The 24721-nt window shown below is 61.2% G+C and carries 19 protein-coding genes; 5 read left to right on the top strand and 14 right to left on the bottom strand.

Annotation, left to right across the window (positions count from 1 at the left end):
• The first annotated feature begins 6 nt into the window (after positions 1 to 6).
• The 4 genes from AAEZ03_RS05880 to AAEZ03_RS05865 all read left to right on the top strand — a co-directional run bounded on the left by AAEZ03_RS05880 (position 7) and on the right by AAEZ03_RS05865 (position 5026).
• The gene (locus AAEZ03_RS05880; RefSeq protein WP_350576852.1) at positions 7 to 1299 is read left to right on the top strand and encodes an MFS transporter; all 1293 of its coding nucleotides are present in this window, start codon (positions 7 to 9) and stop codon (positions 1297 to 1299) included.
• Between the two features lie 44 nt (positions 1300 to 1343).
• Positions 1344 to 2426, top strand: coding sequence for a M14 family metallopeptidase (locus tag AAEZ03_RS05875; RefSeq protein ID WP_153351373.1), 1083 nt, complete (start codon positions 1344 to 1346; stop codon positions 2424 to 2426).
• Positions 2427 to 2477: 51 nt separating this feature from the next.
• Positions 2478 to 4124 carry a CapA family protein gene (locus tag AAEZ03_RS05870; RefSeq protein ID WP_350576849.1) on the top strand — a complete coding sequence of 549 codons (1647 nt, stop codon included), beginning with the start codon at positions 2478 to 2480 and terminating at the stop codon, positions 4122 to 4124.
• Positions 4125 to 4675: 551 nt separating this feature from the next.
• Entirely contained in the window at positions 4676 to 5026 is a 351-nt protein-coding gene (locus AAEZ03_RS05865) for a DUF6124 family protein (RefSeq protein WP_350576846.1), read from the top strand.
• An 84-nt stretch (positions 5027 to 5110) separates the two neighbouring features.
• Here the strand turns inward: AAEZ03_RS05865 and AAEZ03_RS05860 are convergent, their stop codons facing one another.
• The 5 genes from AAEZ03_RS05860 to AAEZ03_RS05840 all read right to left on the bottom strand — a co-directional run bounded on the left by AAEZ03_RS05860 (position 5111) and on the right by AAEZ03_RS05840 (position 10871).
• Complete coding sequence (locus AAEZ03_RS05860; protein WP_350576843.1) at positions 5111 to 5890, bottom strand: acetoin reductase; 780 nt, start codon at positions 5888 to 5890, stop codon at positions 5111 to 5113.
• A gap of 67 nt (positions 5891 to 5957) precedes the next feature.
• Positions 5958 to 7355: a dihydrolipoyl dehydrogenase gene (gene lpdA / locus AAEZ03_RS05855; protein WP_350576840.1), complete on the bottom strand. Its 1398-nt coding sequence runs from the start codon at positions 7353 to 7355 to the stop codon at positions 5958 to 5960.
• An 8-nt stretch (positions 7356 to 7363) separates the two neighbouring features.
• Positions 7364 to 8875 carry a dihydrolipoamide acetyltransferase family protein gene (locus AAEZ03_RS05850; RefSeq protein ID WP_350576837.1) on the bottom strand — a complete coding sequence of 504 codons (1512 nt, stop codon included), beginning with the start codon at positions 8873 to 8875 and terminating at the stop codon, positions 7364 to 7366.
• A 2-nt stretch (positions 8876 to 8877) separates the two neighbouring features.
• Positions 8878 to 9897, bottom strand: a complete 1020-nt coding sequence (locus tag AAEZ03_RS05845; protein ID WP_048367731.1) for an alpha-ketoacid dehydrogenase subunit beta — start codon at positions 9895 to 9897, stop codon at positions 8878 to 8880.
• An 11-nt stretch (positions 9898 to 9908) separates the two neighbouring features.
• On the bottom strand, positions 9909 to 10871 hold the full coding sequence (locus AAEZ03_RS05840; RefSeq protein ID WP_048389391.1) for a thiamine pyrophosphate-dependent dehydrogenase E1 component subunit alpha: 963 nt from the start codon (positions 10869 to 10871) through the stop codon (positions 9909 to 9911).
• A 202-nt stretch (positions 10872 to 11073) separates the two neighbouring features.
• On the opposite strand from AAEZ03_RS05840, the gene AAEZ03_RS05835 reads away from it, so the two are divergent.
• Positions 11074 to 13761 carry a winged helix-turn-helix domain-containing protein gene (locus AAEZ03_RS05835; RefSeq protein ID WP_350576833.1) on the top strand — a complete coding sequence of 896 codons (2688 nt, stop codon included), beginning with the start codon at positions 11074 to 11076 and terminating at the stop codon, positions 13759 to 13761.
• A 278-nt stretch (positions 13762 to 14039) separates the two neighbouring features.
• On the opposite strand, the gene AAEZ03_RS05830 is transcribed toward AAEZ03_RS05835, so the two are convergent.
• The 9 genes from AAEZ03_RS05830 to AAEZ03_RS05790 are packed head-to-tail and all read right to left on the bottom strand — an operon-like array spanning position 14040 to position 24721.
• Complete coding sequence (locus tag AAEZ03_RS05830; RefSeq protein ID WP_350576830.1) at positions 14040 to 14885, bottom strand: serine/threonine-protein kinase; 846 nt, start codon at positions 14883 to 14885, stop codon at positions 14040 to 14042.
• Complete coding sequence (locus AAEZ03_RS05825; RefSeq protein ID WP_350576827.1) at positions 14882 to 15610, bottom strand: PP2C family protein-serine/threonine phosphatase; 729 nt, start codon at positions 15608 to 15610, stop codon at positions 14882 to 14884. The genes AAEZ03_RS05830 and AAEZ03_RS05825 overlap by 4 nt, the downstream gene beginning before the upstream one ends.
• On the bottom strand, positions 15610 to 19092 hold the full coding sequence (gene tssM, locus AAEZ03_RS05820; protein ID WP_350576824.1) for a type VI secretion system membrane subunit TssM: 3483 nt from the start codon (positions 19090 to 19092) through the stop codon (positions 15610 to 15612). The genes AAEZ03_RS05825 and tssM overlap by 1 nt, the downstream gene beginning before the upstream one ends.
• Positions 19093 to 19105: 13 nt before the next feature.
• Entirely contained in the window at positions 19106 to 19975 is an 870-nt protein-coding gene (gene icmH / locus AAEZ03_RS05815; RefSeq protein ID WP_048367738.1) for a type IVB secretion system protein IcmH/DotU, read from the bottom strand.
• Positions 19976 to 19980: 5 nt separating this feature from the next.
• Entirely contained in the window at positions 19981 to 21312 is a 1332-nt protein-coding gene (gene tssK / locus AAEZ03_RS05810; protein ID WP_350576820.1) for a type VI secretion system baseplate subunit TssK, read from the bottom strand.
• A gap of 2 nt (positions 21313 to 21314) precedes the next feature.
• Entirely contained in the window at positions 21315 to 21812 is a 498-nt protein-coding gene (gene tssJ / locus AAEZ03_RS05805; RefSeq protein ID WP_350576817.1) for a type VI secretion system lipoprotein TssJ, read from the bottom strand.
• A gap of 5 nt (positions 21813 to 21817) precedes the next feature.
• Positions 21818 to 23017, bottom strand: coding sequence for a type VI secretion system-associated FHA domain protein TagH (gene tagH / locus AAEZ03_RS05800; RefSeq protein ID WP_350576815.1), 1200 nt, complete (start codon positions 23015 to 23017; stop codon positions 21818 to 21820).
• Positions 23018 to 23034: 17 nt separating this feature from the next.
• Positions 23035 to 23175, bottom strand: a complete 141-nt coding sequence (locus AAEZ03_RS05795; RefSeq protein ID WP_153434431.1) for a type VI secretion protein — start codon at positions 23173 to 23175, stop codon at positions 23035 to 23037.
• Between the two features lie 37 nt (positions 23176 to 23212).
• Positions 23213 to 24721 carry a sigma 54-interacting transcriptional regulator gene (locus AAEZ03_RS05790; protein ID WP_350576812.1) on the bottom strand — a complete coding sequence of 503 codons (1509 nt, stop codon included), beginning with the start codon at positions 24719 to 24721 and terminating at the stop codon, positions 23213 to 23215.

Below are 24721 nucleotides of genomic sequence, written 5' to 3'. Positions count from 1 at the left end.
ATCCCCATGCACTCATTGACCGATAAACGCCGCCCGCTGGTGGTCGCGCTGCTGATGACCGTGGTCATTATCAGCGTGCTGGATAAAACCATTTTTGCCTTTGCCGGCCCGCAGATCATTGACGAACTCAAGCTCACCGCCGAGCAGTTCGGCTTTATCAGCAGCGCGTTTTTCTTTTTGTATTCGATTTCCGGGGTGCTGGTGGGCTTTGTGGCCAACCGCATGCCCAGCCGCTGGATCCTGTCGGGCATGGCCCTGGTGTGGATGACCGCGCAATTGCTCGCGGCCCTGTCCACGACGTTTATCAGCCTGTTGGCCAGCCGCGTGCTGCTCGGTGCCGGTTGCGGGCCGGGCACCGCGGTCACCCAGCACGCCTGCTTCAAATGGTATGCCACCCGCGAACGGGTCTTGCCGGCCGCGCTGATTCAGGTGGCAATCATGCTCGGTGCCATCGCCGGGGCGCTGGCCTTGCCCAAATTGATAGAGTATTACGGCTGGCGCACAGGGTATGTGCTGCTGGCCGGTATCGGCCTGATCTGGCTGCTGTTGTGGCAGCTTTATGGCCGCGAGGGGCAGCACGATGACACCAAAACCGTTAACGGCGAGGCCTTGCCGACGCTGCCTTATGGCCGCTTGTTGCTCAATCGCACCTTTGTCTGCATCACTCTGGTCGCCTTTTGCAGTTACTTGCCCAACGCCCTGCTCTACAGCTGGCTGCCGACGTACCTGCAAAAAGGGCTGGGCATGACGCCCATGCAATCCGGCTACCTGGTGCTTGCCACCACGCTGGGGGTAATTGCCATCAACCTGCTGGTCTCAAGCCTGGCCCAACGCGCCATGAAACGTGGCGCCAGCATCCGCAAGGCGATGGTGGTGCCACCGCTGCTGGCCTGCCTGATTGCGGGCGTGGCGTACATCGTCATGGGCTTTACCACCACGGCCCTGACCGTGACGCTGGGCTTGTTTTTGCTGGGCAGCATTCTGCTCAACCTGTTGTCTGCGTTTGGCTTCAGCATCGTTGCCCACATCGCACCGGCCCGCCAACGCGGCAGCATGCTGGCCATCCATATCGCCTTGATGACCACGGCCGGCATGCTCGCGCCCCTGGTGGTCGGACAAGCCATTGGCTGGCAGCACGGCGACCTGGTGAACGGCTTCGAACTGGCCATCGGCCTGTTTGGCATCACCCTGTTGGTCTTCAGCGTACTTGGGCTGCTGTTGATCGACCCGGAGCGCACCCGCCGCGAGCTCAATGCCAACACTCCCCTTGCGGGTTTACCGGCCGCCAGCCCGGCCTAGCCTGCGCGTCATGACACCTCCCGACTTTGCATAGGAACTGCTTGATGGACTTATCCTGCTTTTCACAGAGCTACGCCCAAGCGCGGCAAAAATTCCTTGAGGCCTGCTCCAATGCGGATCTCAAGGTGGAGTCTCACCTTCACCCGCTGGCCGGTAAGGAGGGAGAAGAACTGGCCATTGATGTGGCGCTTTCAGGCTCGCCCTGTGCGGCCAATTTGCTGGTCGTGAGCAGCGGCGTCCACGGTGTTGAAGGCTTTTGCGGCTCGGCGGTGCAAGTCGATCACCTGCGTGACCGCAACTGGCTGCGTGACAGCCACCGAGAGAATGTGGCCGTGCTGTATCTGCATGCGCTCAACCCTTATGGCTTCTCTTGGCTGCGCCGAGTCAACGAAGACAACGTCGACCTCAATCGCAACTTCAATGACTTCAGCCAGCCGCTGCCCGTTCATTCCCCTTACCGCGCCCTCGCCTCGTGGCTGGTGCCCAAGCGCCAGCCGCCGACGCTGCTCAGCACCCTGGGGCTGGCGGGTTACGCCTTGCGTCACGGGCCTAAAGCGCTGCAAACAGCCATCACTAGCGGCCAGCACATCGACCCGCGCGGTCTGTTTTTTGCGGGCACTCAACCCACCTGGAGCAACCTGCAACTGCGCCAGATCATCCGCCGCCTGGGCAGCCATTGCCAACGCATCGGCTGGATCGACGTGCACACGGGGCTCGGCCCTTATGGCGTAGGCGAGCGTATTTACAAAGGGCACACCACCTCAAACGACATTGCCCGGGCGCGCGAATGGTGGGGGCCGCAGGTCACCTCCAGCGAAGACGGCTCGTCGTCCTCTGCCGTGCTCAACGGCACGCTGGACCTGGCCGTGATGCAAGAGTGCCCGCTGGCCCAATACAACGGTTTGACCCTGGAATACGGCACCAAACCCGGCCCGGCCGTGCTAAACGCACTGCGCGCCGATCAATGGTTGCAGAACAATCCACAGGCTAATGACACCCAACGCACTCAAATCAAGCGACAACTTCGCGATGCCTTCTACATTGATAGCGATGACTGGAAACGACGCGTGCTGGAACAAGCGCGAGAGGTCACGGCACAGACCCTCAAAGGGCTTTCCATGACGTAGCACTCTGCGCCGTCGATAGAGTCACCCCTCAAGACAAAAAGGATATTCAGGATGAATGCGTATTTGATGGAAGCGTTAAGACAGATCATGCAACAGATCAAGACCACACTTGATGAGCATGGCGATGAGATCACCACCACCCTTCAGCGTGTGGCGCTGGGGGAGTTAAAGCCTGTAGAGACGCTCACCCCCGAAGAGCTTGAATGCGCGCGTGAGCTGTTTGGCTGGGTGGCGCAACATGACCCGCTGAAGGTCTGGGCCAAGGTTGAGCCGCTGCTGCCGGAACTGATCGGCTCGGCCGCAGACATCGCCCTGGATGAGATTTTTGTCGATCCGGGCTTCGGCGAGCTGCCGCCTTCGCTTAAAAAACTCAAGGACAAGCGCACCCTGGCAAGGCTTGGCGTGCTGTTGGCGAGCTACATCTGCTATGACCAGTTCCACTACCCGCAGCCTGAAACCGGGGTATACAACATTTCGGGCAGTGCATTCGAAAAGCTCAAGTGGGTGTACCGGTACTGGTTCAATCAGCTGGAAGTCGCTGAAGTGGGTTCGGGGCTGGAAGCGTTTTTCGCGTCCCAGCGCCTAGAGTTTTTCAACCTGACCGACCCGTCGCCGGACGCTGACAGCACGATTGCTTCGGTGTCGGTGTCGTGCGCCGGGGATTTGCTCGCGGTGGATGTGCTGACACCCGAAAACACCGAGCACTTGTTCGATGGGATCACCGACTTTTACAGCAGCGCCGACATTGTCAGCGCCAACCTCGAATCCACGGTGGACAAAAACCACAAGCCCGGCCGTAACCAGCAGCCCGGCGAACCGGCGCGGATGAACACGTCCGAGGCGATGTTCGACAAATTCCGCCACGAGGCCAAAATCAACTTCTTCAGCACCGCGACCAACCACGCCATGGACTATGGCGAATCGGGCGTGCTGGCCACCCTCGACGTGCTCAAAAGGTCGGGCGCGCTGTATGCCGGTACGGCCGCCAGCCAAGCCGAGCAGAACGAGGTGGTGATCTTTGAAAAAGACGGCATCAAGGTGGCGCTGCTGGCCTACACCTTTGACCTCAACGGCCACTTGGTGCCCGAAGGCAAGTCTTACCTGGCCAACGAAGTGCGCTTTAACGATGTAAACCCGCCGCCTGATTACACCCTGATCAAAAAACAGGTCGCGGCGGCGCAGGCCAAGGGCGCGGACTGGATCATCGCTTACTGTCACTGGGGCTGGGAGTTCGAGATGTACCCCCACGTCAACATCGTCGATGCGGCGCACAAGGTGATTGAGTGCGGCGTCGACACGATTCTGGGCAACCACCCGCATGTCAGCCAGCCCGCGCAGTTGATCCCGCGCACCGGCAAACAGGACGCGCTGGTGATCTACGCGTTCGGCGACTTTGTGAGCTACCACCCCGAAAGCCGCAACTCCAAACTGGCCTACAGCGTGAAGTTCAACATCGGCAAGGTGAAGGGCTCCACCGGGCTGTTCAATTTGCAGGCGTTGCCGCTGTATATCGTCAATCGAGACTTGGGGAAAAAGCGTTTCGACTGTCGCATCGTCAAGTTCTTCGACGTGCTGGAAAGGCCGACTGAGTTTGGCCTGACCGAGCTGGAAATAAGCCAGCTGCCGCACCTGCGAGACAAAGTGTGGAACGACATCCTGTCGCCGCTTTCGAGCATCGCCCAGCGTTTTGACGCGTAACGCCCTCCTCTTATAACCACCTATCTGTAGGAGCGAGCTTGCTCGCGATCTTTTGATCTTAAAAGCTCGCGAGCAAGCTCGCTCCTACAGATGACCTCCATACCCCCACAAACCCCGTAGTCGCTGCCGAGGCACGAAGGCTGCGATGGGTTGCTTAGCGACCCCGCTTTTGAAGGGCCTGCGGCCCTTATCGCAGCCTGCGGCAGCGACTACAGAGGTTGCTAATCAGCCATTTCGTACGACGCTTCCCTTTCAATCCGGGGAAACATCCTAGAAACTTCCGTTCGCTTGTGCCTGTGCCATTCGGGGAATAGTCTCGGCCCATCGCTGTCAATCAGCGGTTGGGTTTAGTCGCCCGGCATGTTACTCGGCGCAAGGCGCCACCTCCGCGAGGCGCTTTTTTCGGCCTGCGTTTTATGGTGGCCGTGCGCAGGGCGCCCTTCGTGGCGCGCCGGGTTTCCGAGTGACCGGTCGACTAACCTGCGCATGGCTGCCACCCATTCGTTTAGTCGCGATAAAGGCAGCTCCCTTGATCTCTCGGAGTTGTACCCATGAAAAAAATTGTTCCTGATCCACCCGCTTCCCCCCCGCAAACTGCTGCTCAGTGCGAGGCATTGTCGTTAGACCGTGCAGCCACCGAACGCGCCCTCGATTACTACCTGCACGTCCATAGGCCTCCACGGCACGTGGATCAGGCCACGTATGCCATCCCGGACAGCGTCAATTTAGAAGCGGCTTTGGCCCAGGCGTCAGACTTGTTGCGCTGCGCGGGTGCTTCGGCGAGTGAGGCGGGGAATGGCTTGAGCGGGCATTCGCGCAGTTTGGTGATGTCCTGCATGCACCTGGTGGAGCTGGCCAAGGCGTATGTGGACAAGTCGCTGGATGGTTTAACGACGCACTAAAGCAGCACGCGCCTGAGTGCAAGCAGGCGCGTTTTGAAGATCAAAAGATCGCGAGACAAGCTCGCTCCCACAGGTGTTGTGGGATTAGCGGAAGACTAAGCCGCCGTCGATCAGCGGGGCTTGGCCGGTCATGTAGTCGGCGTCCGGGCTGGCCAGGTAGGCGACGAACGCTGCGACGTCTTCCGGGGTTTCGGCGCGGCCCAGGGCGATGCCGTTGACGAATTTATCGTAGGTGGCGCCAATCGGCGCGCCGGTGATTTCGGACATGCGTTTGTCGATGTCGACCCACATGTCGGTCCCGACCACACCCGGGCAGTAGGCGTTGACGGTGATGCCGTGTACCGCCAGCTCTTTGGCCGCCGCTTGGGTCAGGGCACGGACGGCGAATTTGGTGGAGGAGTAAACGCCCAGCAAGGCATAGCCTTCATGCCCCGCGATGGAGCACGCGTTGATGATTTTGCCAGTGCGTTTAAGCGCCTGGAATTTCTCGGCCGCCGCCTGAATGCCCCACAGGGTGCCCTGCACGTTGATGCGGTAGATGCGTTCGATTTCTTCGGCGGTCACGTCCAGCAGCGGCTTGACCTGTGAAATGCCTGCGTTGTTGACCATGATGTCCAGCCCGCCCAGCGTGCTGTGGGCATGTTCAACGGCCTGGAAGACTTGTTCGCGGTCACCCACGTCCGCCACGAAGGTGCTGGCTTTGCGGCCCAGCACCTGGACCTCTTCGGCCACGTGGCGCAGTTTTTCCGGGTTGAGGTCAACCAGCGCGATGTCGGCGCCTTCTCTGGCCAGACGCAAGGCGATGCCACGGCCAATGCCTTGTGCCGCGCCGGTGATCAATGCAACTTTTCCACTGAGTTTCATTCGTTGGGCTCCTTTCAACCGTTAGCAAGATCAGCGGTCTGAACCATAGCCCAGACCGCTGGCGTGTCTATTGATGCAGCGCACGGTCTCTGGCTGCCAGCACGGCTTCGTGCATGGCTTCGCTGAGCGTCGGGTGGGCAAAGATGACCTCGCTGAGCTCCGCGTCGGTGGCCTCCAGCGCCTGGGCGATACCAAAACCCTGGATCTGTTCGGTCACGTGCGGGCCCACCATGTGGGCGCCCAGCAATTCACCGGTTTCGCTGTCGAAAATGGTTTTCACAAAGCCGGTGCTTTCGCCCATGGCCAGCGCTTTGCCGTTGGCCTGATAGTCGAAACGACCGACGTTGATGCTGTGGCCTTTGCTGCGCGCTGCCGCTTCGGTAAGCCCCAGGCTGGCGACTTCGGGCCGGGCATAGGTGCAACCCGGAATGCGGCCTTTGTTGAGCGGGTGCACGCCGTCTACGCCCGCCAGTTTCTCGACACAGATCACCCCTTCATGGCTGGCCTTGTGCGCCAGGCACGGCGCCCCCGCCACGTCGCCGATGGCATACAGCCCGGCCACGCTGGTGCGCGACCACGCATCGGTTTTGATAAAGCCTTTGTCGAACTCCACGCCCAGCGCTTCCAAGCCCATGTCTTCGGTATTGGGTTGAATGCCCGCCGCCAACAACACTTGCGCCACGTGCACGGTCTGCTCGCTGCCATCGCTGAGGGTGAGTCGGCATTGCAGCGCGCCGACCTCGCCTTGCACCGCGCTGACCTTGGTTTGGGTCAGTACGCGAATGCCGCGTTGTTCGAACTCGCGCTGCACCAGGCTGGCGACGTCGTGGTCTTCAACCGGCATGATCTGCTTGGCCACTTCGACCAGCGTCACCTGGCTGCCGAGGTCGCTGTACAAGCTGGCGAACTCGACGCCGATGGCGCCCGAGCCAATCACCAGCAGCGACTCGGGCACGCTCTTGGGCACGAGGGCGTCGAAGTAGCTCCAGACTTTTTGCCCGTCGGCCACCAGCCCCGGCAACGGCCTTGGCCGTGCGCCGGTGGCAAGGATGATGTGCCGCGCCTGATACTGCGACTCGCCGGTGTCGCTGGTGACGGTGACCACACCTTTGGCGCTGACGCGGCCACGCCCGTCGATAACCTTGACGGCGTTTTTCTTCAGCAGATAGGCAATGCCCCCGGTCAATTTGCGCGACACCCCACGGCTGTGGGCCACCAGTTGGGCAATGTCGAACTGAATGTTGTCAGCGCTAAAACCGAAGGTATCCAGGTGCTTCAAGGTGTGCCCGACTTCGGCGCCCTTGAGCATGGCTTTGGTGGGGATGCAGCCCCAGTTCAGGCAGATGCCGCCCAAGTGCTGCTGCTCGACCAAGGCCGTGCTCAGGCCCAGTTGGGCGGCGCGAATGGCCGCCACGTAACCGCCGGGGCCACCGCCGATGACGAGTACATCGTATTTATCGGTCATGGTGGCTCCTAGAGCATCATCAGGCTGGGGGTCTGCACCAGACGCTTGAGTTCCTTGAGGAACAGGGCCCCCAGCGCACCGTCAATCACCCGGTGATCACACGACAAGGTCACGGTCATTTGCGTGCGCACGGCGGGTTGGCCGTTGTGCGCAACCACCCGTTGCTCACCTGCGCCAATGGCCAGAATCGCGCCTTGGGGCGGGTTGATGATGGCGTCGAACTGGCTGACCCCGAGCATGCCCAAATTGGAGATGCTGAACGTGCCGCCCTGGAACTCTTCGGGCTTGAGCGTGCCCGCCTTGGCCTTGGTCACCAGGTCGAGCATTTCTTGCGAGATGCTCGACAGGCTTTTGCGATTGGCCTGACGCACGATCGGCGTGATCAAACCACCGGGCAGCGCCACCGCCACCGACACATCGGCGTCTTTGAAGCGCAGTACGGCCTGGCGCGCTTCGTCGAACTGCACATTGACGTCCGGCACTTTGACCAGCGCCAAACCAACCGCTTTGATCAACAGGTCGTTGACCGACAGCTTGACCGCCGGGGCCGAGGCATTGATTTCACTGCGCAGCGCCAGCAGCGCTTCAAGGTCCAGATCGGCCTGCAAGCGGAAGTGCGGCGCCGTGCGTTTGGATTCTTGCAGGCGCCCAGCAATGGCTTTGCGCATGCCGTTCATGGGCAGCACTTCGGCTTCAGGGGCCTGCTCAACCGCTTGTGCAGATGCCGCCGCCACCGGGTTTTGCGCAGCGTGGGCTTCCAGTACGTCGACCTTGCTGACCCGGCCACGGCTGCCCGTCACACGGCAATCGTTGAGGTTAACCCCCAGCTTGGCTGCCAGACGCCGCGCCAACGGGGTGGCCACGATCTGGCTGTCATCGGCCCGCGAACGCGCCGGGCTGTCTGCCCGCTGCGCCGGTTGCAGCGTGGCGACCTTGCCGCCGTGATCCTTCACGGCCTGCTCGATGTCGGCCACGCTGATGCGCCCGGTGGGGCCGGTGCCGGTGACACGGCTCAGGTCGATGCCCAACTCTTTGGCCAAACGGGTGGCGTGCGGGGTGGCGAATACCGACTCGGCGCTGGCGCCGAGCAAGGCTTGCGGTACTTGCCAGCCGTTGCTGGTTTTGGCCGCCGGTGCCGGTGCAGGCGCTTTGGCCGCAACGGCGGGGGCAGCAGGCGCGGCAGGCGCTGTGGCGGCCACGGCTGGTTGCTCTGGCGCAGCGGCTGGAGCCACGCCCCGCTGGGCGATAAAGGCGTCAATCTCGGCATCGCTCACCGACGCATCGGCCACCACGCCCAGCAGTCCGCCCACCGGCAAGGTTTGCCCCGGCTGCGCCACTTTGCGCCGCAGCACACCGTCGAACGGCGCTTCCAGCACGTTGGAGATTTTGCTGGTCTCGATGTCGCACAGTTCCTGATGCTGTTTGAAGCTGTCACCTTCTTCAATCAGCCAGTTGTTCAGGGTGCCCTCTTCCATCGACAGGCCCCATTTAGGCACCTCGATGATTTTGATCTCGCTCATGGTCAGGCCTCCATCACTTTACGTACGGCGGCCTCGATGCGGTCGACACTCGGGATCCACGCCTGTTCCAGCACCGGCGAGAACGGTACGGGCGTGTGGGGCGGCGTGACCATGATGATCGGCGCCTTGAGCTGGTAGAACGCTTTGGTGGCGATCAGGGCGGCGAGGTCGTGGGCAAAGCCCAGGCGCGCCGCCGATTCATCAACAATCACCACGCGGCCAGTGGAGGTCACCGATTCCAGAATGCCGTCTTCGTCCAGCGGCGATACGGTGCGCGGGTCGACCACTTCAACCGAGATGCCTTCGGCGGCCAGTTTGTCGGCCACCTGGTTGGCTTTGTGGACCATGGCCGCCAGCGCGATGATGGTCACGTCGGTGCCTTCGCGGGTGTAGTTGGCCACGCCGAACGGGATGGTGTAAGGCTCTTCAGGCACTTCGCCCTTAATGTCATAGAGCGCTTTGTGTTCACAGAACACCACCGGGTCGTCGTCGCGAATCGCCTGGATCAACAAGCCTTTAACGTCGTACGGCGTCGACGGCACCACCACTTTGAGGCCCGGCGTGGTGGCAAAAATATGGTACGGCGACTGCGAGTGTTGGGCCGCTGCCGAGAAGCCCGCGCCGATCATGCCGCGCACCACCATCGGCGCTTTGGCCTTGCCGCCGAACATGTAGCGAAACTTGGCCGCCTGGTTGTAGAGCATGTCGTGGCACACGCCGAAAAAGTCCATAAACATCAGCTCGGCCACTGGCCGCAGCCCGGTCATTGCCGCGCCCGCCGCCATGCCAATAATCGCCGACTCGGTGATCGGGGTGTCGATCACCCGCGAGGATCCGAACTCGGTCCACAGGCCTTTGGTTACGCCCAGCACACCGCCGAACGCTTCGCCCTTGCTGCCCACTTCGGCAGTACCGGCCTGACCGCCGCACACGTCTTCGCCGATCAGCACCACACGATCATCGAGCGCCATTTCTTGAGCCAGGGCTTCTTTGACCGCTTCACGATAAGTACGAATTGCCATGGTTCAACTCCTCAGTAAGACACGTAAACGTCGGTCAGCAGGTTTTCTACCGCAGGGAACTCAGCTGCGCGGGCCTTGGCCACAGCGTCATCGACCAAGGCCGTGACCTCATCGTCGATGGCTTGCAGTTCTTCTGGGGAGATTTGACCGGCAACGTGTTGACTGAAGATTTTCAAAGGGTCGCTTTCCTGGCGCAGACGCTCGACTTCGCCGTCTGCGCGATACAGCATCGGGTCACCTTCAAAGTGCCCGTACCAGCGATGGGCAATGGCTTCGATGGCGGTCGGGCCGCCACCGTTGCGCGCCCGCTCGACGGCCTCGCTCACCGCCTCGTACACCGCAAAGAAGTCCGTGCCATCCACCTTGACCGCCGGCATGCCGAAGCCTGCCGCGCGCTGGGTAATGTTGCGCCCACCCACCGCATAGTCGTGGCCGGTGGCTTCACCGAAGCCGTTGTTTTCAAACATGAAGATGACCGGCAGTTGCAGCACCACGGCCATGTTCATGGCTTCGAACACCAAGCCCTGGTTAGAACCGCCATCACCCGTGAACGACACGGCCACGCCGCCGTTGCCCAAGGTTTTTGCCGTCAGAGCCGCGCCGATGGCCAGGGGGGGCGCACCGCCAACAATGGCGTTGGCGCCGAGCATGCCTTTGCTCAAATCGGCGATGTGCATCGAGCCGCCCTTACCTCGGCACAGACCAGAATCCTTGCCAAAAATTTCTGCCATCATCCCGTGAATGTCACACCCTTTTGCAATGCAATGGCCGTGACCACGGTGAGTGGAACCGATGTAATCGGTGTCTTTGAGGTTCTCGCACACCCCCACCGCAATGGCCTCTTCACCGCAATAAAGGTGAATAAAACCGGGGATATCACCCGTTGTGTTCTCTTGATGGAGGCGTTCTTCGAATACGCGAATTTCGCGCATTTTGCGGTAGGCCTTGAGCAGTTCTGACTTGCTAAGCGACATGGGTTCGCCCTCTTGTCTTGGCTTTTTTATTGGGTTTATCGAACACCTTGTAGTGATCGACGATGGCGTTCCCTTACGGTAAGAGTCTAAAGTCGCAGCCATAACTACCCGGATGGGGGGGCGCCACTCACTCCCCCGGGGGGTACTCTTGAGCCCCCCCAGGGACGGCGTCATCCAAACGCTAGAGGGATGTATAACAACAATGACCCAGGCCAATTTTTCCAACCCGATCGAGCGCCATACGGCCTTCGGTCTTGACCACGGCTTACCGCTGATCGGCACCAAACTGGTACCGCCGCGCTCGGCGCGTACGGTGCTGGCACGGACACGCCTGTTGGAAAAAGTCAGCCTGATGCAAGAGCGCTGCATGGCGCTGGTGTGCGGGCCCGCCGGGTTTGGCAAAACCACGTTGCTGGGGCAGTGGCGCCAGCATTTGCTGGAGCAGGGCCACAGCGTGGCGTGGCTCAGCCTGGATCAGCAGGACAACACCCCGCAGACCTTTCGCCGCTATGTGCTGGCGGCCTTGAGCCAGGCCAGTGGCGAACCGCTGGAGCCGGTGGCGGCCCTGACCGAGAGCCTCGCGCTGGCCGACAGCCGGTTTATCCGCGAGCTGATCAACCTGATGCAGCCCCGGCAAAACGCCTTGTACCTGCTCAACCACCCCGGCATCGTCAGCGACCTTGAGCAGCTGTTGCAGCATGCCCCCGACTGTTTCCACTTGCTGGTGGGCAGCCGCAGTGTTCCGGCGCTGCCGCTGAGCCGTTTGCAGGCGCACAATCAGTTGCTTGAAATCGACACCAACGCCCTGCGTTTCAACGTCGAAGAAACCCAAAGCTATCTGGCCAGCGCCAACCCTCAGCGCTTCCCTGCGACCGAGTTGCAGCGGGTTCTGAGCCTGACGGAAGGCTGGATCACCGGGATTCAAATGGCCGCACTGGCGCCCAGCGATCCGTTGCGCAACCTCAACCGCATGCACCTGGGCAGTCGGCAGATCGGCCGGTATTTGTACGACGTGGTGCTGGCGCCGCTGCCGGTGCGCTTACAAGAATTTTTGTTAAAAACCTCGATCCTCGGGCGCCTCACGCCGTCGCTGTGCAATGCCGTAACCGAGCACGACGACGCGGATGACATGCTGGCCGAGATTGAACGGCACAATCTGTTTTTGTTTTCGCTGGACAGCCAGGGCCACTGGTTTCGTTACCACGCCCTGTTTGTCGAGACCCTGAGCGAGCGCTTGCAGCACAGCGATATTGACGTGGTGCACCTGCATGAGCGCGCCAGCAACTGGCTGGCCAAACACCAATACTGGGCCGAAGCGATTCGCCACGCGCTGGCTGCGGGCCAACTGGGCAGCCGCAGCGATTGCGCCCATCAAGGCGCGCAGTCGCTGGCCGAAGAAGGCGATGTAGAGACGCTGGTGCGCTGGTTGCAGCAGATGCCCGAAATCGCCAGCCTGCCCTTGGACGAGCAGCGCATCGACCTGCAACTGAACCTCGCGTGGGCGTTGGGCCATCATTTTCATTTCGCGGCTTCAAGGGGCTTGCTCGACAGCTTGCGGCCGTTGTTCAACACGCCGCAGCCCTGCTCGCGGCTGACCATCAAATACCAGGTTATCGGCGCCATTACCGAGGCCTTCGCTGAAAATATCAGCCAAAGCATCGAATGCGTTGAGCCGTTGCTGGCGCAGGTGCCGTGCGGCGATACCTGGGTCGACGGGCTGATCTGCAACATCCTCAGTTATGGCTACATGACCCAAGGCCATTACCCTCAGGCGCAAGCGGTACAGCGCCATATGCCGTGCCCGACCACGCCCTCGCACAACCTCTTTGTGACGGTTTACCGTGCCTTTGTGCTGGGCCTAAGCCACTTTCGCCAAGCCGATTTGCACAGCGCCGAGCAGTATTACCGCTTGGCGCTGACCCCGACCGAAGACCTCACCGGCCCGCAATCAAGTGGCAGCGCGACGTTGGCGGCACTCTTGGGCGAAGTGCTGTACGAGCGCGGTGAGTGGCAATCGCTGCAAACACTGGTGACGCCGCGCTTGAGCCAGATCGATACCAACGCCCCGCTGGACGCACTGTTTGGCGCTTACGCCAGCCTGGCCCGCCGGGCGCTGCTGATGGGTGAACCGACCCAGGCGCGCTACCTGCTGGAGCATGCGCAGCAACTGGCAACCTTGCGCCGCTGGCCCCGGTTACAAGCCTGGCTGCTGGTGGAGGAAATACGCATCCACCTGGCGAGTGAGCAACTGCCGCAGGCGTTGGAGTTACAGGCGCAGTTCGAGGCGCTGGACCCGCAGCGGGCACATGCCGAGATCACCCGTGCACGCACTGAAGCGCACTGCCATATCGCCGCGGCGCAAAAAAACTGGAGCCTGGCGGCTACCCTGTGGCAAGCCCTGCTGCAAGACGACGAGCGTCAGGGCCAACTGTTGCGCGCCGTCCGCAGCCGCGCTGCGCTGGCGTGTGCGTTGTGGCCAAGCGATCAGGCGGGCGCCGTCAACACCTTGCAACCGCTGCTTAACCTGGCGTGTCGGCAAGATTTGCGACGCAGTGTGCTGGATGCCGGTGACGCCATGCCGGTGTTGCTTGAAGCCACGGTGAAAACGGCGCGGGGTGAAGTTGCGCAATACCTGCGCGGCCTGCAGGAAAACCTCGACCCACGGATTGGCAACGAAGACCTCGACAGCCGCGAGCCGAGTTTGAGTGAGCGCGAGTTGCAGATTTTGCGTTTAATTGCCCAAGGCCAGGCCAACAAAGAAATCGCCCGCAGCCTCGATATCTCGGCAGAGACCGTGAAATGGCACCTGAAAAACCTGTTCAGCAAATTGCACGTCACCAGCCGCATACAAGCGATCACCCGGGCGCAGAAGTTGTGTTTGTTGGGGTAAAAGGGTCGCCGATAATCCCGTAGCAGTTGCCGAGCCTGCGAGGCTACGTCCGATTGCGCAGCGATCGTCAATGCAGAAAACTCCGTTTGCCTGACACACCGCGTTAGCTGTTTTTACGACGACTCCGTCGCCGGACGCAGCCTCGTTCCTCGTCAGCGGCTACAAGAACTAGTTGAGCCCTGTAGCCGCTGCCGAAGCATGAGGCTGCGATGGGTTGCGCAGCGACCCCAAGCGGCGGTCCGGCGGCCCGCATCGCAGCCTTCGTTCCTCGGCAGCGACTACAAGAGTCTGGCGAAAAAACCGGGTTGGGTTGCCAGGGCTGTTCGTAGTTGGGCGGCGCTGATGGTGCGTTGGGTTGGGTCCAATGCCAGGGCTTTGCGCACGGCGCGCCAGGCGTGATATGGCAGGTTTTTTGGGCGTTTGAGGCGCTTTTTGATGGCAGGCTTTCGGTTGAACGGGTGTTTGCCGCTGGCCAGTTCATAAAGTAAACAGCCTAGCGCATACACGTCGGCAACGCAGGTCAACGCGGCACCTTCAAGGATTTCAGGCGCGGCGTACCCCGGTGTCCAGGCGTTGACGCGGCTTCGGCTGACCGGCGCCAAGCCGTCCAGCGTTCCGGCCTGCGCCTGGCCAAGGCCAAAGTCGAACAAGCGCACGCCGTCTTCGCTCAGCAGCACATTGCTCGGTTTGAGGTCGCCGTGCAGCACGCCGCGCTCATGGGCGTGGGCCACGGCATCGAGCAATGGCAAGGCGATTTCCTGTAACGCAGACCACCCCAACCCCAGCGGGCGCTCGCACAACAAACGGTCCAGGGTCGGGCCGCGAAATAACTCCATCACCATAAACACCCGCTGGTGCGTCGTATCGACGTCAAAGCTGTAGATACGCAGCACGTTGGGATGGTGCAAATGGCGCATCAGCGCGTACTCGTTGAAGAGTAAGGCGCTGGCATCCGGTGACTGTTCGTAGGCTTCGCTGAGCACTTTCAGGGCGACGTAAGGCTGCGGGTCACCGAACTGTTCCTGAAGCAGGTCACGCGCCCGATACACCGTGCCCATGCCACCCGCGCCCAGCAAGTGCTCGATGCAATACCGCCCGCCGAGCACGGTTGGCAGTGCGCTCATTGGCGAATCACCACGGCGCTGATGTTGTCGCGTGCATCACCGCGCAGCACGCCGTCAAACAATCGCGCCAGCGCCACCTGTGGCGAGATGAGGCTCAGCGCGTTGCCCATCTCGCTGTGGCTGAGGTTCTGGTACAAGCCATCGCTGCACAGCAAAAACACATCGTCGGGCAGCACTTCAAGCTCGACCACGCTCAAGTTCAAATGCTCGCTGGCGCCAATGGCGCGGGTCAGCGCACGGGCGCCGGGTTGGGCGAGCGCCTGCTCGCTGCTCATGGCGTGTTCATCCATCAGTTGTTGCTGCAACGAATGGTCCCGCGATAGTTGGTACAACTGCCGCCCACGCCACAGGTAGCAACGGCTGTCGCCCGCCCAGACACAGGCGCCACGCTGGCCCTCCAGCAGCAACGCGACCACGGTGCTGCCCATGAGGTTGTCAGCATGCTGGTCGCTGACGGTGAGTTCCTGGCCCATGCGCCGGTTGAGCCAGTGCAGGCACTGGCGCACGGCGTCCAGGCGCTGGTCAAAGGTTTGCACCTGGGTCAGTTCCCCCAGGCTGGTGACGATCATCTGGCTGGCGATATCGCCCGCCCGATGGCCGCCCATGCCATCGGCCACGGCCCACAGCCCTTGCTGTGGGCAATCGAGAATGGCGTCTTCGTTGCGCTCACGGACCTTGCCCTGATCGGTGCACGCCGCGCTGCGCCATGGCAGTGCTGGCACCATCACAGTTGCTCGGTCAGACGGAAGCTGCGCAGCACGTCCATATCAAACGGGTTGGGTGTGCGCTGGCTCATCAGCAGGTAGTTGGCGCGCAACCCGCCCACATCGGCCTTGAGCACCATCACATCGCGCCCGCTCAGGTAGTCGGTTTGCATCAGGTCCAGCAAGCGGAACAACGACCAGGGCCCGGTACTTTTTTCGATGCCGACCGGGCGCCCGACGGTTTTTTCCATGACCAGGCTGGTGCGGCCGTTTTCGGCTTCGGTGGGCCACTGCAAGGTCACCGGAACGATCGGGCCATGCCGGTATTCAATGGACTGGTTGCCAAAGCGGAACTCGGAGCGGCTGACGCTGGAGTCCAGGTTGTAGGGTTCGAGGGTGAACTGCACCTGCGGCTCTGCCGGGTTTTGCGCAAAGAAGCTTTGGCGAATGACGTGCACCGCGGCCATTTGATCCAGGTAGGTTCTGGCCATCGGCAAGCCTTGCCCGTCCATGCTGCGCAGACGGTAATTACCCGCTTCACCGCTGACAAAAGGCCGCATGTAGGTGTCGAAAAAGCGATCACTGATGCCTTGCCCACGGAAGAATTCGCGGAAGTCATTCAGGGCCACATCGCTGTGGCTATGGGCGTTAAACGGATAACGCTGTTTGATCGCACGCACGTAAAAACCGTACAGCTCGCGCTGATAACGCTGGTTGATAAATTGATACGTGTCGCTGAGCACCAGACGCCAGGTGTGTTCGGTCACCCCGTTGAACCAACCATTCAGAGGGCTTGGCAAGCGTTGCGACGCCATGCGCAGTTGGCTCAGGGCATCACGCTGGCCGGTCATGCGCGACGCGGCCATGTCGAAGGCGGCCTGGTCCGGTGTGCTGGCACGCGCAAGGCCGGCCAGTTGCAGTTGCACGTCGTTAAGCCCTTGCAAAGCGGGAATGAGGTCTGCCGCCGGGCCGTCGTTTTCATCCAGCAAACGGTGCAAAGGCTCGAACCGTCGCTGCAGGGCTTTTTTGGCGGTATCCGGTACGTTTGCCGCTACAGCGTCCAGGGCTTGTGTGGCTTTTTCGGCTGCCTCGGGCAGGGTTTCAAGGGCCTCGGCCACGCTTGGGAAGCGTGTGTTTTCTCGCACTTGGAGCAACAAGTGCAGCACCGCAGAGTTGGCCGAGGTCAGCCCGGCAAACTGCTCGGCGCCTTCACGGGCGGTGTTGAAAGGCTGTAGCGCCAACTGCCCGACCGCTTCGCTCCAGTGCGTGGCGTAATCACGAAAGTACAGTTGCTCAAGTTCGACCATCAACTTGCGCAGGTCCATGGCGCTGAGGGTGTTGCCCTCGCCCAGTACCCAGTTGTCACGCAGGATGTCACTGACCAGCGTCGCGCCCTGCACCGAGAAATACTGCTTGTAGCCTTGTTGGGTGTAGAACCCCGGGATCACATAACCCGCGCCGCTGAACACGCTGCCTTGCGGCCCCAGATGCTGATCAAAGCTGTACGGTGCCAAGGTATGCGCCTGCTCGCGCAACATGCGGTACACCACCGAGGCCAGCGACTCGCTGCGCAAGGCCTGACGCGCTTGAGCAACCAGGGTGTCGTTAAGCGTGTAGTTCAGCGTAAGGCCGAGCAACCGACCAAAGTGCTGGTTAAGTCCATTCTGCACGGCGCTATTGCCGGGGTAGCGCGCTGACCAGTCCGTGGCCACCCACGCTTTGAGCCAGGCATTGTCGCGACGTTCGGGGATGCCGAGCATGAGGTACGCGCGCACGCTGTTGAGCAGGCGGTCGCGGTTGTTGAGGTTAGCGCGGATCTGACTTTCAAGTTGCTGGGCCACACGGGGCAGTAACTGCGCTTGAAGCTCGCGCTCGTAGGCCTGGGTCACCACCGGGTGGCTGACGCCGCCCTGATACAAACCGGTGCGCTCATGCAGCGACACGTCAATCAGCGACGGGAACACCCGCGTCGCGGCGTATTGCGTGTCGAGCGTGCCGAGAATGGCCCGGGCATCATCGCGCGGGCTTAGCAGTGAGCGCTGCTTGTCGCCTTGCTGGGCCAGTTCGCGCAATTTATCCAAACGTTCATGGTTGGCCGAAAAGCTCGCCGTCCACAGCACACCCACGCCACCGAGTACCGCCAGCGCGCCCACGTACATCACGCGCTGACCCCAATGCAGGCGCCGACGCTCGCGTTTATCCAGCCCCGCCAGTTCTGCCTCAGGGAAAATAACCCGGCTTAACAGGTGATGAACGAAGTGCGAGCGGCCACTGTGCAAGGTCGGCAGCACGTGGGCTTTCATATCCAGGCGCGCGCCGACATCGGCGGTGGTCGGGTTCAGTTTTTGTTTAACGTGCGGCGAGCTGGTCAGGTAAAAGCCGCGCAGCGGACTGGCACGCTGGTAACGATTGCCGGTGAAGGCCATGTCGACAAACAGGCACAGCCGCTCGCCAATGCTGCCCAGTTGATGAGGGAAGTCGAGAATGCGCCCGCGTCGCAGGCTGTCGCGCTCTTGGTGCATGCGCGTGATGACCTGGCTGTTGAGACGCCCCAACAACGCTTCGAACTCTGCGCGCAGCAAGGCCACATCGGCACCGCTCTGCCCTTCGCCAAAACTGGCACCAAACACCTGGTCGCTCTCTTCGCGGCTCAGTTGTTCAAAGAACTCGGTGAAGCCCAACAACTTGTCGGCCTGGCTCAGCACCAGATACACCGGAACCTCGATGTGCAAGGTTTGATGCACTTCTTGCAGACGCAGGCGAACCTGTTCGGCCAGGTCAGACAATTTGGTTTCATCGCTTGAGAACAGCACATCGACCGGCAAGGTCACCAGCACGCCGTTGAGCGGCCGCTCACGTCGGCGCTTGCGCAACAGGTCGAGCAAGGTGCGCCAGCCGTTGGCATCGGCGTGGGTGGCGTCTTGGGTGAGGAAGCGCCCGGCAGTGTCGATCAACACGCCGTTTTCAGCAAAATACCAATCGCAATCACGGGTGCCGCTGGTGTCGCGGGTGAGCTTGCGATCAATTTTATTGAGCGGAAAATCCAGCCCCGAAAAATCCAGCAAGCTGGTTTTACCGCTGCCTTTGGGGCCGATCAACACGTACCAGGGCAGTTCATCGCGCCAGCGCTCGCTGCGACCTCGGTAAACGCTGGAGGTTTTGAGTGTGCGTAACGCATCTTTGAAGCGGGCGCGCAGTTCTTTGTGGCTGGCATTGATCAGCGCTTCACGGCGCTCGCGCTCTTGGCCGACGTCGTTGTCTTCGGCCTCTTTTTTACGCACCCCGGCCCGCCAACTGACAAAGACCATGGTCAGGCCCCAGATCAGGCACAGCGCACTGATGGTCAACAGCCGCGCCGTGGCGTCCGCCCAGAATTTATGCTCATTGACCGCCAACAGCGGCCCCACCCACCACACCAGCAGGGCAATCGACAGCAGCAGTAACAGCGTCCACATCCAGGTCTGGCACACAAAGGCACCGACCTTTTTCAACACGTTTTTCATGACCTATCCCTAATTACAACTGCGCTCGTACAACCGGAGTGTCGAGCTGTTGATACGGCTGCAAGACGACGTCGCGCTGCTCGCCCAAAACCCAGGCAAAGCCCGAAAACATGACCACCAGGCATCCCGCCGTGAAGGTCGCCAGCAACCACCCCGGCACGATGCGGGTGAGACGGTGGCGGTGTGACTTGAGCCCTTGCCAGTGCGGTGAAAGCTCACGCGGGACGTCCCCGCGCAAGTGCCGGATCTGCCGGTACAGCGCATCACGAATGCCGTCGAGTTCATGAATGCCGCGCTCAATGACGCGAAACTTGCCTTCAAAGCCCAAGGCCAGGCACAGGTAAATCAGCTCCAGCAGCGAGAGGTTGTACACCGGGTCTTTGCACAGCTGGTCGAGCACCTGAAAGACCTTCTCACCGCCAAAGGTTTCGTTGTGGAAACTGCTCAGCAGGCTCTGCTGCGACCACTCGCTTTCCTTGCCCCAGCGGGTGGTCACCACGGCCTCGTCGACCACCGTGCACAGCACGTAACGGGCTTTCATCATGTGCTGGCTGTCAACGCCCCGGCACAGGGCATTGGCCTCAAACGCCTTGATGGCAGCGGTGAGCTGTCCGTGCAGGCCCACCAGCGTGTCTGGCGAGGTGCTGTGTTTGATGTGCACCACAAACGACAGCACTTCACTGGCCGCAGCCACCAGCGGGTTAACACTGACGCTGAACGCGTCGGCAGGTTTTACCCGCGCCGAATAGATCATGCGTTCGGCAAGTTGCTCGATTTTTGGCGGGGCCTGCACGTCGGTCAGGGCTGCCGTCGCAGGCGTGTGGCCATCGCGAAAAACCATCACCGTGCTGTCATCTGTTGGGTGTTGTGAATCCGTACGCATGGCGGTCAGTTCCTGATGGCCCAAAATTGCAGTTCAAGCGCTGAAAACTCGCCCGAGACATGGAAGGCAAAGCCACCGGAGCGCTCCAGTTGCGCCAGCTCTTCGCTGCCCAGTTCGAGGATGAAATAGGTTTTGTTGGAGTGAAACGGAATCTGCCGAGGCGCCACAGGTAAGGGTTTGACCTTGAAGCCAGGCAGGTGCAGGTTGACCAGTTGGCGAATGTTTTCGACGGCCCCGACCTTGAGGTGCGCGGGTAAGCGATGGCGCAGTTCCTCGCTGTCGCAATGGGCCTGGGCGGCAAGAACAAACGAGGTAGTGGCGAGCAATGCGTGGTCGGTCAATGGCGACACCAGCACGCCGTACTGACGGCTTTCCAGCACCAGCTCCATGGCGTGTTGCTCCAGCACCATCGACAGCACCTGGCGAATCGAGTCCATCAAGCTGCGAAAACTTTCGCCCTGATTGCTGTGCTGGTAGGCGCTGCGCACCTGCGGGCGTTTGCTCTCGCTGCCAAAGGTCGCGAGGTCGCCGAGCATCGCCAGCAACGCGCAATACAGCTCTTCGGGGTGCAGGTGCTCAAGGCTCAAATAGTGGCGCAACACCAGTTCGGTGCGGTTTATCAGCTGGAGCATCATGAAGTCACCGACCTCTGCCCCGCCGACCTTGCCATTGGAGCTGATACGCTGCGCCAGCGCTTCGCCGCGATTGGCGATCATGCTGATGACTTCTTTGAGGCACGACAGCACATAGCCCGACGCGTGGGCGTGGATAAAAGTCGGCACAAATTGCTCATCCAGACGGATCACGCCGTCTGAGGTGGTGTCGAGGATCTGACACACCTGCAACTTGATGCAGGCTTGATCGTTCTGTTGCTCGCCCAGCACCAGACGGAAATCCGGTCGGGCGCAACTGACCTGGCTGCTGGCGTCGTCACCGGCGTTTGAGTCAGACACGTCAATGTCGAATGCGGTGTAGCGCGCCAGCACATCAGCCTGATCCACACGGCGGGTTTCAATGTGATTGCCGGTAACCAAGGGCAAGGCCAGGTAAACCGCCGTGTTGGCGGTGTGGCGCGGCACATCGAGGACCAATGCCTGGGTGCTGCCGCTCAGCTCAAACAAGCTACCGTCCGGCAACACGCCCGCCGCCTGGCTGATCACCAGTTTGCCCATATTGAGAAACTGCATGTCGATGTCCAGCCCCAGAAAGCCCCAGGTGTAGCGGCCCAGTAACTGGGTGCGGGCTTTCATTTGGTGGTGGTAATAACGGTCGCTTTGTTGGAAGTGTTGCGGGCGCAGCAACATGCCTTCGCGCCAGATAACTTTGTGTGCATTCATGCTCAATCATCCGCCTGTGCAGAGGCCCGGGCGGCGTTATGAATGCCCGCCTGATCGAGTACCAAGTGGGCCGTGGTCAGGTCACCCGCGGCCAGCGGCACCACATAGCGCCATTGGGTTTGCGGCAGGTCGCGATACGCGGCCAGCACCGCGACATAGCGGCTGCCAGGCTCGATGCTTAGCTTGAGGTCGACGGTCTCGCCGGGGCGCACCTCCAGCTCTTCACTGGTGACCAGATCCGGTGAAAGCGAGGCTTTGGGCCGCTCGTACAGGCTGAAGAAATCGGCGTTCTCAAAGGCAACCGGGTGTTTGAGTTCCAACAACCGAACCACCAGCGGCGACGGACGGCCGTTGAGGTCGAGGTTGACCTGATCACTGGCACTCAACGTCAGATCGAGCTTGGTGAGGCTGGAGTACGGCGACAACGCCGAACATCCGCCCAGCAGCCACACCGTCAGTGCCAGCAGAACGTTGCGATAAAGGGGGGTACTACGCGACATGCGCATCATCCTTGAGGGTCATTGTGGAGGGTGGAAATCATGCGCACTTGCACGTCGTAGGCCTGAGCGAAATCTCGCGCCAGCACGCGTTCACACCAGTCATCGTCCTGTTGCAGGGCCTGGTGATAGCGACTGAACGCCCGCCAGCGGCTGGCCGATGTCTTGAGCCACGGCTGATAGCCATCACGCTCAAAGCGCAAGACCAATTGCTGCGGGGAGAAGTGCTCAAGGCTGCTGCGGATCGCGGCACGGCTGGCGCTTAACAGCGCGACCTGATGCGCCTGTACATCACGGAAGGCACGCCCGACCACCTGCTCGGCCGAGGGCTGATGGGGCTTTTTCGGCGCCAGCAACAGGCCTAAGGCTTCGCTGGCATCCTGGCTGGAGGTGAGCGGGTTTTGGCGGGTGTCCGGGGCGGCGGTGCGGGCCAGGCGCAGCTGGTTTTTAAGCTCGCTGCGGGTCCACAGGCTTTGCTGCAAACCGCCGATACTGTGCTTGAGCAAATGCGCAGCCTTGAACGCCAGCGCTTCGCGGTCTTCACGTGTTTGATGCGCAAGGTCAACGCCCAGCACCGCGCCCAGCGCCAACCAAAAAGCCTCGTCACTGGGCGGCCCAATGGCCGCAATCGGCTCGGGCAATGGCGCCTGCGGAGCTTCGACCAGATGCGGGACCCGCAGGTTTTCATAGTCGATTTGGGCGAAATCGACACGCTGCTCCCAGTCTGTTGGCTGGCCGTACCGTGGCTCAGGTTCCTCGAGCACGGCAAAGACAGCGGCGGGTATTTTGATCGGATCCAGTGGGTCCATGGCCAAAAAAGCATCATCCGGGATAATGCTGCCCGCCGGTTGAGGGCGCCCAACCTGTTCCAGCATCGCTTGCAGCTCGTGCTCCAGTTGCGCACGCAACTGGAAGTCACCGATATAAAACACATCGCCATGTTCAATGCGCTGCGCCTGGCCTTTGTTCAGCCAGGCCTCGGGACGGTTGCAGCGACTGCCGTTGGTGCTGGTGTCGGTGAAAAAAAACGTGCCGTCCCGATAGCTGATGTGCGCGTGGTAATTGGAGACGCTGCGTGTGCTGTCCACGAGCGCCCACTCGCAGGCTGCATTGCGCCCGATGGTGCCGCCTTGCTCGGTGAAGGTTTTGCGCATCACCTGCGCAGCGTCCCGCGACCGAGTGTCGAGCAGGTCGAATACCAGTTCCATAGTGTGGCTCCTTACGGTCACTTACCGCGATTGACCGCTTGCGGATCACCCAATGGGCGATAGCTGTTGTCGTTGAATTTGTAATTGGCGCTGCACCCACTGGCGCCGCAAAGCACGGCGACAATCAGCAACACGGCGCACCAGAGACGAGCAGTCATCAGGAGAGTCTCCACAGGCACAAAGAATGAAAGAGGCTCACGAGGCCTTCCTTTTTAGATCGTCCAAACGGATATTCAGGCGCTCCAGGCGGTACAGCAGCGTGCGCCGGGCGACGCCCAGTTCATGGGCGGCGCGGGTCTGGTTACCGGCGTTTTTGCGCAGGCAGTCGAGCAGCAACCCCCGTTCAACCTGCTCCAGACGCTCGCGCAAGTTGAGGGTGTCGGCACCGCTGGGCGCATCGCGCAACAGCGAGAAATGTTCAGGTCGCAACTCAGTGCCTTCGCACAGCAACACTGCGCGCTCGACCAGCCCTTTGAGTTCGCGCACGTTGCCGGGGAAGGCGTAGCTCGCCAGTTGCTCCAGCACCGGCTCGGACCAGAGCAGCGGCTGGCGCTGTAAAAACGCGCAGGTCTGCGCAGCAAAATGTCGGGCCAGATCGAGGATGTCGCCCTCGCGCTGACGCAAGGCCGGCAAGGTGATGGGGAATTGTGCGAGGCGGTAATACAAGTCTTCGCGAAACAGCCCCTGGCTGACCAATTGCGCCAGATCGCGATGGGTGGCGGCGATGATTCGCACATCGATTTTATGCGTGTGATTTGAGCCCAAGGGGCGGATCTCGCCCTCCTGCAACACGCGCAATAACTTGGCTTGCAACGACAGCGGCATGTCACCGATTTCGTCCAGCAGCAAAGTGCCGCCGTTGGCACTGTCAAACAGCCCGGCGCGGTCACGGTTGGCACCGGTAAAGGCGCCTTTGCGGTAACCGAACAGCTCGCTTTCCAGCAGGGCCTCCGGGAAGGCCGCGCAGTTCTGCACGATAAAGGGCCGGTCACGGCGTGAGCTGCCGTCATGAATCGCCCGGGCGACAACTTCTTTGCCGGTGCCGGTTTCGCCCATCAGCAGCACGGTGTAGGGGCTGTTCAGCACTTTGTTGATCAGGTGGTACGTCTGGCGCATGGCCCGGCTTTTGCCGATCAGCCCGCTCGTGCTGCCGGTCAGGTCTGAGGGCATTACCGAGGTGGCGTCCTGCTGATGCAAACGCAACTGCGCCCCGACAAAAGTCCCGAAGACTCCAACAGAAGGCGCATAAGCCAACAGCTCAAGCGCTTGACGACTGGCGACCAGCAAGACGCCTGCGACCGACTGCTGCGCATTGAGCAGCGGTACGCACAGCAACGCCCGCCACGGCAGGCCTTGGCTGGGCAAAAAGCCGATGTCATACAGCCCGTCGCTGAGGTCATCGACACTCACAACCCGGTTCTGGCACACGGCAAACTGCAACAGGTGCTGGCCCGCGTAATCTGTTGGCAACCCCTGTTCGCGGGGCGGTTGCACAAGCCCGTCGAGCCATTCTGCGGTCAGTTCCAGGCGCTTGTGCGTGGCATCGAGTACGTACAGTTGGCTCAATTCACAGCCACTGAGTTGGGCCACGGCACGCACGCACTGGCCGACCACACTGGCGCTGTCAGTGCAACGCGCCACGCTGGCAAAGTGCTGGAGCAACGACTCGGCATACGCCAGAGGGTCCGCTACGCGAACAAACAT

The organism is Pseudomonas sp. HY2-MNA-CIBAN-0224, from assembly GCF_040310285.1.
GTDB lineage: Bacteria > Pseudomonadota > Gammaproteobacteria > Pseudomonadales > Pseudomonadaceae > Aquipseudomonas > Aquipseudomonas helleri.
Note: the sequence above shows the minus strand (reverse complement) of the source record. Positions and strands in the feature narration are given on the sequence as shown.

Coding starts and splice junctions, on each gene's coding strand:
- AAEZ03_RS05880 (WP_350576852.1), top strand. CDS start 7: ATGCACTCATTGACCGATAAACGCCGCCCGCTGGTGGTCGCGCTGCTG.
- tssM (WP_350576824.1), bottom strand. CDS start 19,092: ATGAAAAACGTGTTGAAAAAGGTCGGTGCCTTTGTGTGCCAGACCTGG.
- AAEZ03_RS05865 (WP_350576846.1), top strand. CDS start 4,676: ATGAAAAAAATTGTTCCTGATCCACCCGCTTCCCCCCCGCAAACTGCT.
- AAEZ03_RS05850 (WP_350576837.1), bottom strand. CDS start 8,875: ATGAGCGAGATCAAAATCATCGAGGTGCCTAAATGGGGCCTGTCGATG.
- tssK (WP_350576820.1), bottom strand. CDS start 21,312: ATGAATGCACACAAAGTTATCTGGCGCGAAGGCATGTTGCTGCGCCCG.
- AAEZ03_RS05870 (WP_350576849.1), top strand. CDS start 2,478: ATGAATGCGTATTTGATGGAAGCGTTAAGACAGATCATGCAACAGATC.
- AAEZ03_RS05795 (WP_153434431.1), bottom strand. CDS start 23,175: ATGACTGCTCGTCTCTGGTGCGCCGTGTTGCTGATTGTCGCCGTGCTT.
- AAEZ03_RS05860 (WP_350576843.1), bottom strand. CDS start 5,890: ATGAAACTCAGTGGAAAAGTTGCATTGATCACCGGCGCGGCACAAGGC.
- AAEZ03_RS05825 (WP_350576827.1), bottom strand. CDS start 15,610: ATGGTGCCAGCACTGCCATGGCGCAGCGCGGCGTGCACCGATCAGGGC.
- tagH (WP_350576815.1), bottom strand. CDS start 23,017: ATGGAACTGGTATTCGACCTGCTCGACACTCGGTCGCGGGACGCTGCG.
- AAEZ03_RS05790 (WP_350576812.1), bottom strand. CDS start 24,721: ATGTTTGTTCGCGTAGCGGACCCTCTGGCGTATGCCGAGTCGTTGCTC.
- AAEZ03_RS05875 (WP_153351373.1), top strand. CDS start 1,344: ATGGACTTATCCTGCTTTTCACAGAGCTACGCCCAAGCGCGGCAAAAA.
- AAEZ03_RS05840 (WP_048389391.1), bottom strand. CDS start 10,871: ATGTCGCTTAGCAAGTCAGAACTGCTCAAGGCCTACCGCAAAATGCGC.
- lpdA (WP_350576840.1), bottom strand. CDS start 7,355: ATGACCGATAAATACGATGTACTCGTCATCGGCGGTGGCCCCGGCGGT.
- AAEZ03_RS05830 (WP_350576830.1), bottom strand. CDS start 14,885: ATGAGCGCACTGCCAACCGTGCTCGGCGGGCGGTATTGCATCGAGCAC.
- AAEZ03_RS05845 (WP_048367731.1), bottom strand. CDS start 9,897: ATGGCAATTCGTACTTATCGTGAAGCGGTCAAAGAAGCCCTGGCTCAA.
- AAEZ03_RS05835 (WP_350576833.1), top strand. CDS start 11,074: ATGACCCAGGCCAATTTTTCCAACCCGATCGAGCGCCATACGGCCTTC.
- icmH (WP_048367738.1), bottom strand. CDS start 19,975: ATGCGTACGGATTCACAACACCCAACAGATGACAGCACGGTGATGGTT.
- tssJ (WP_350576817.1), bottom strand. CDS start 21,812: ATGTCGCGTAGTACCCCCCTTTATCGCAACGTTCTGCTGGCACTGACG.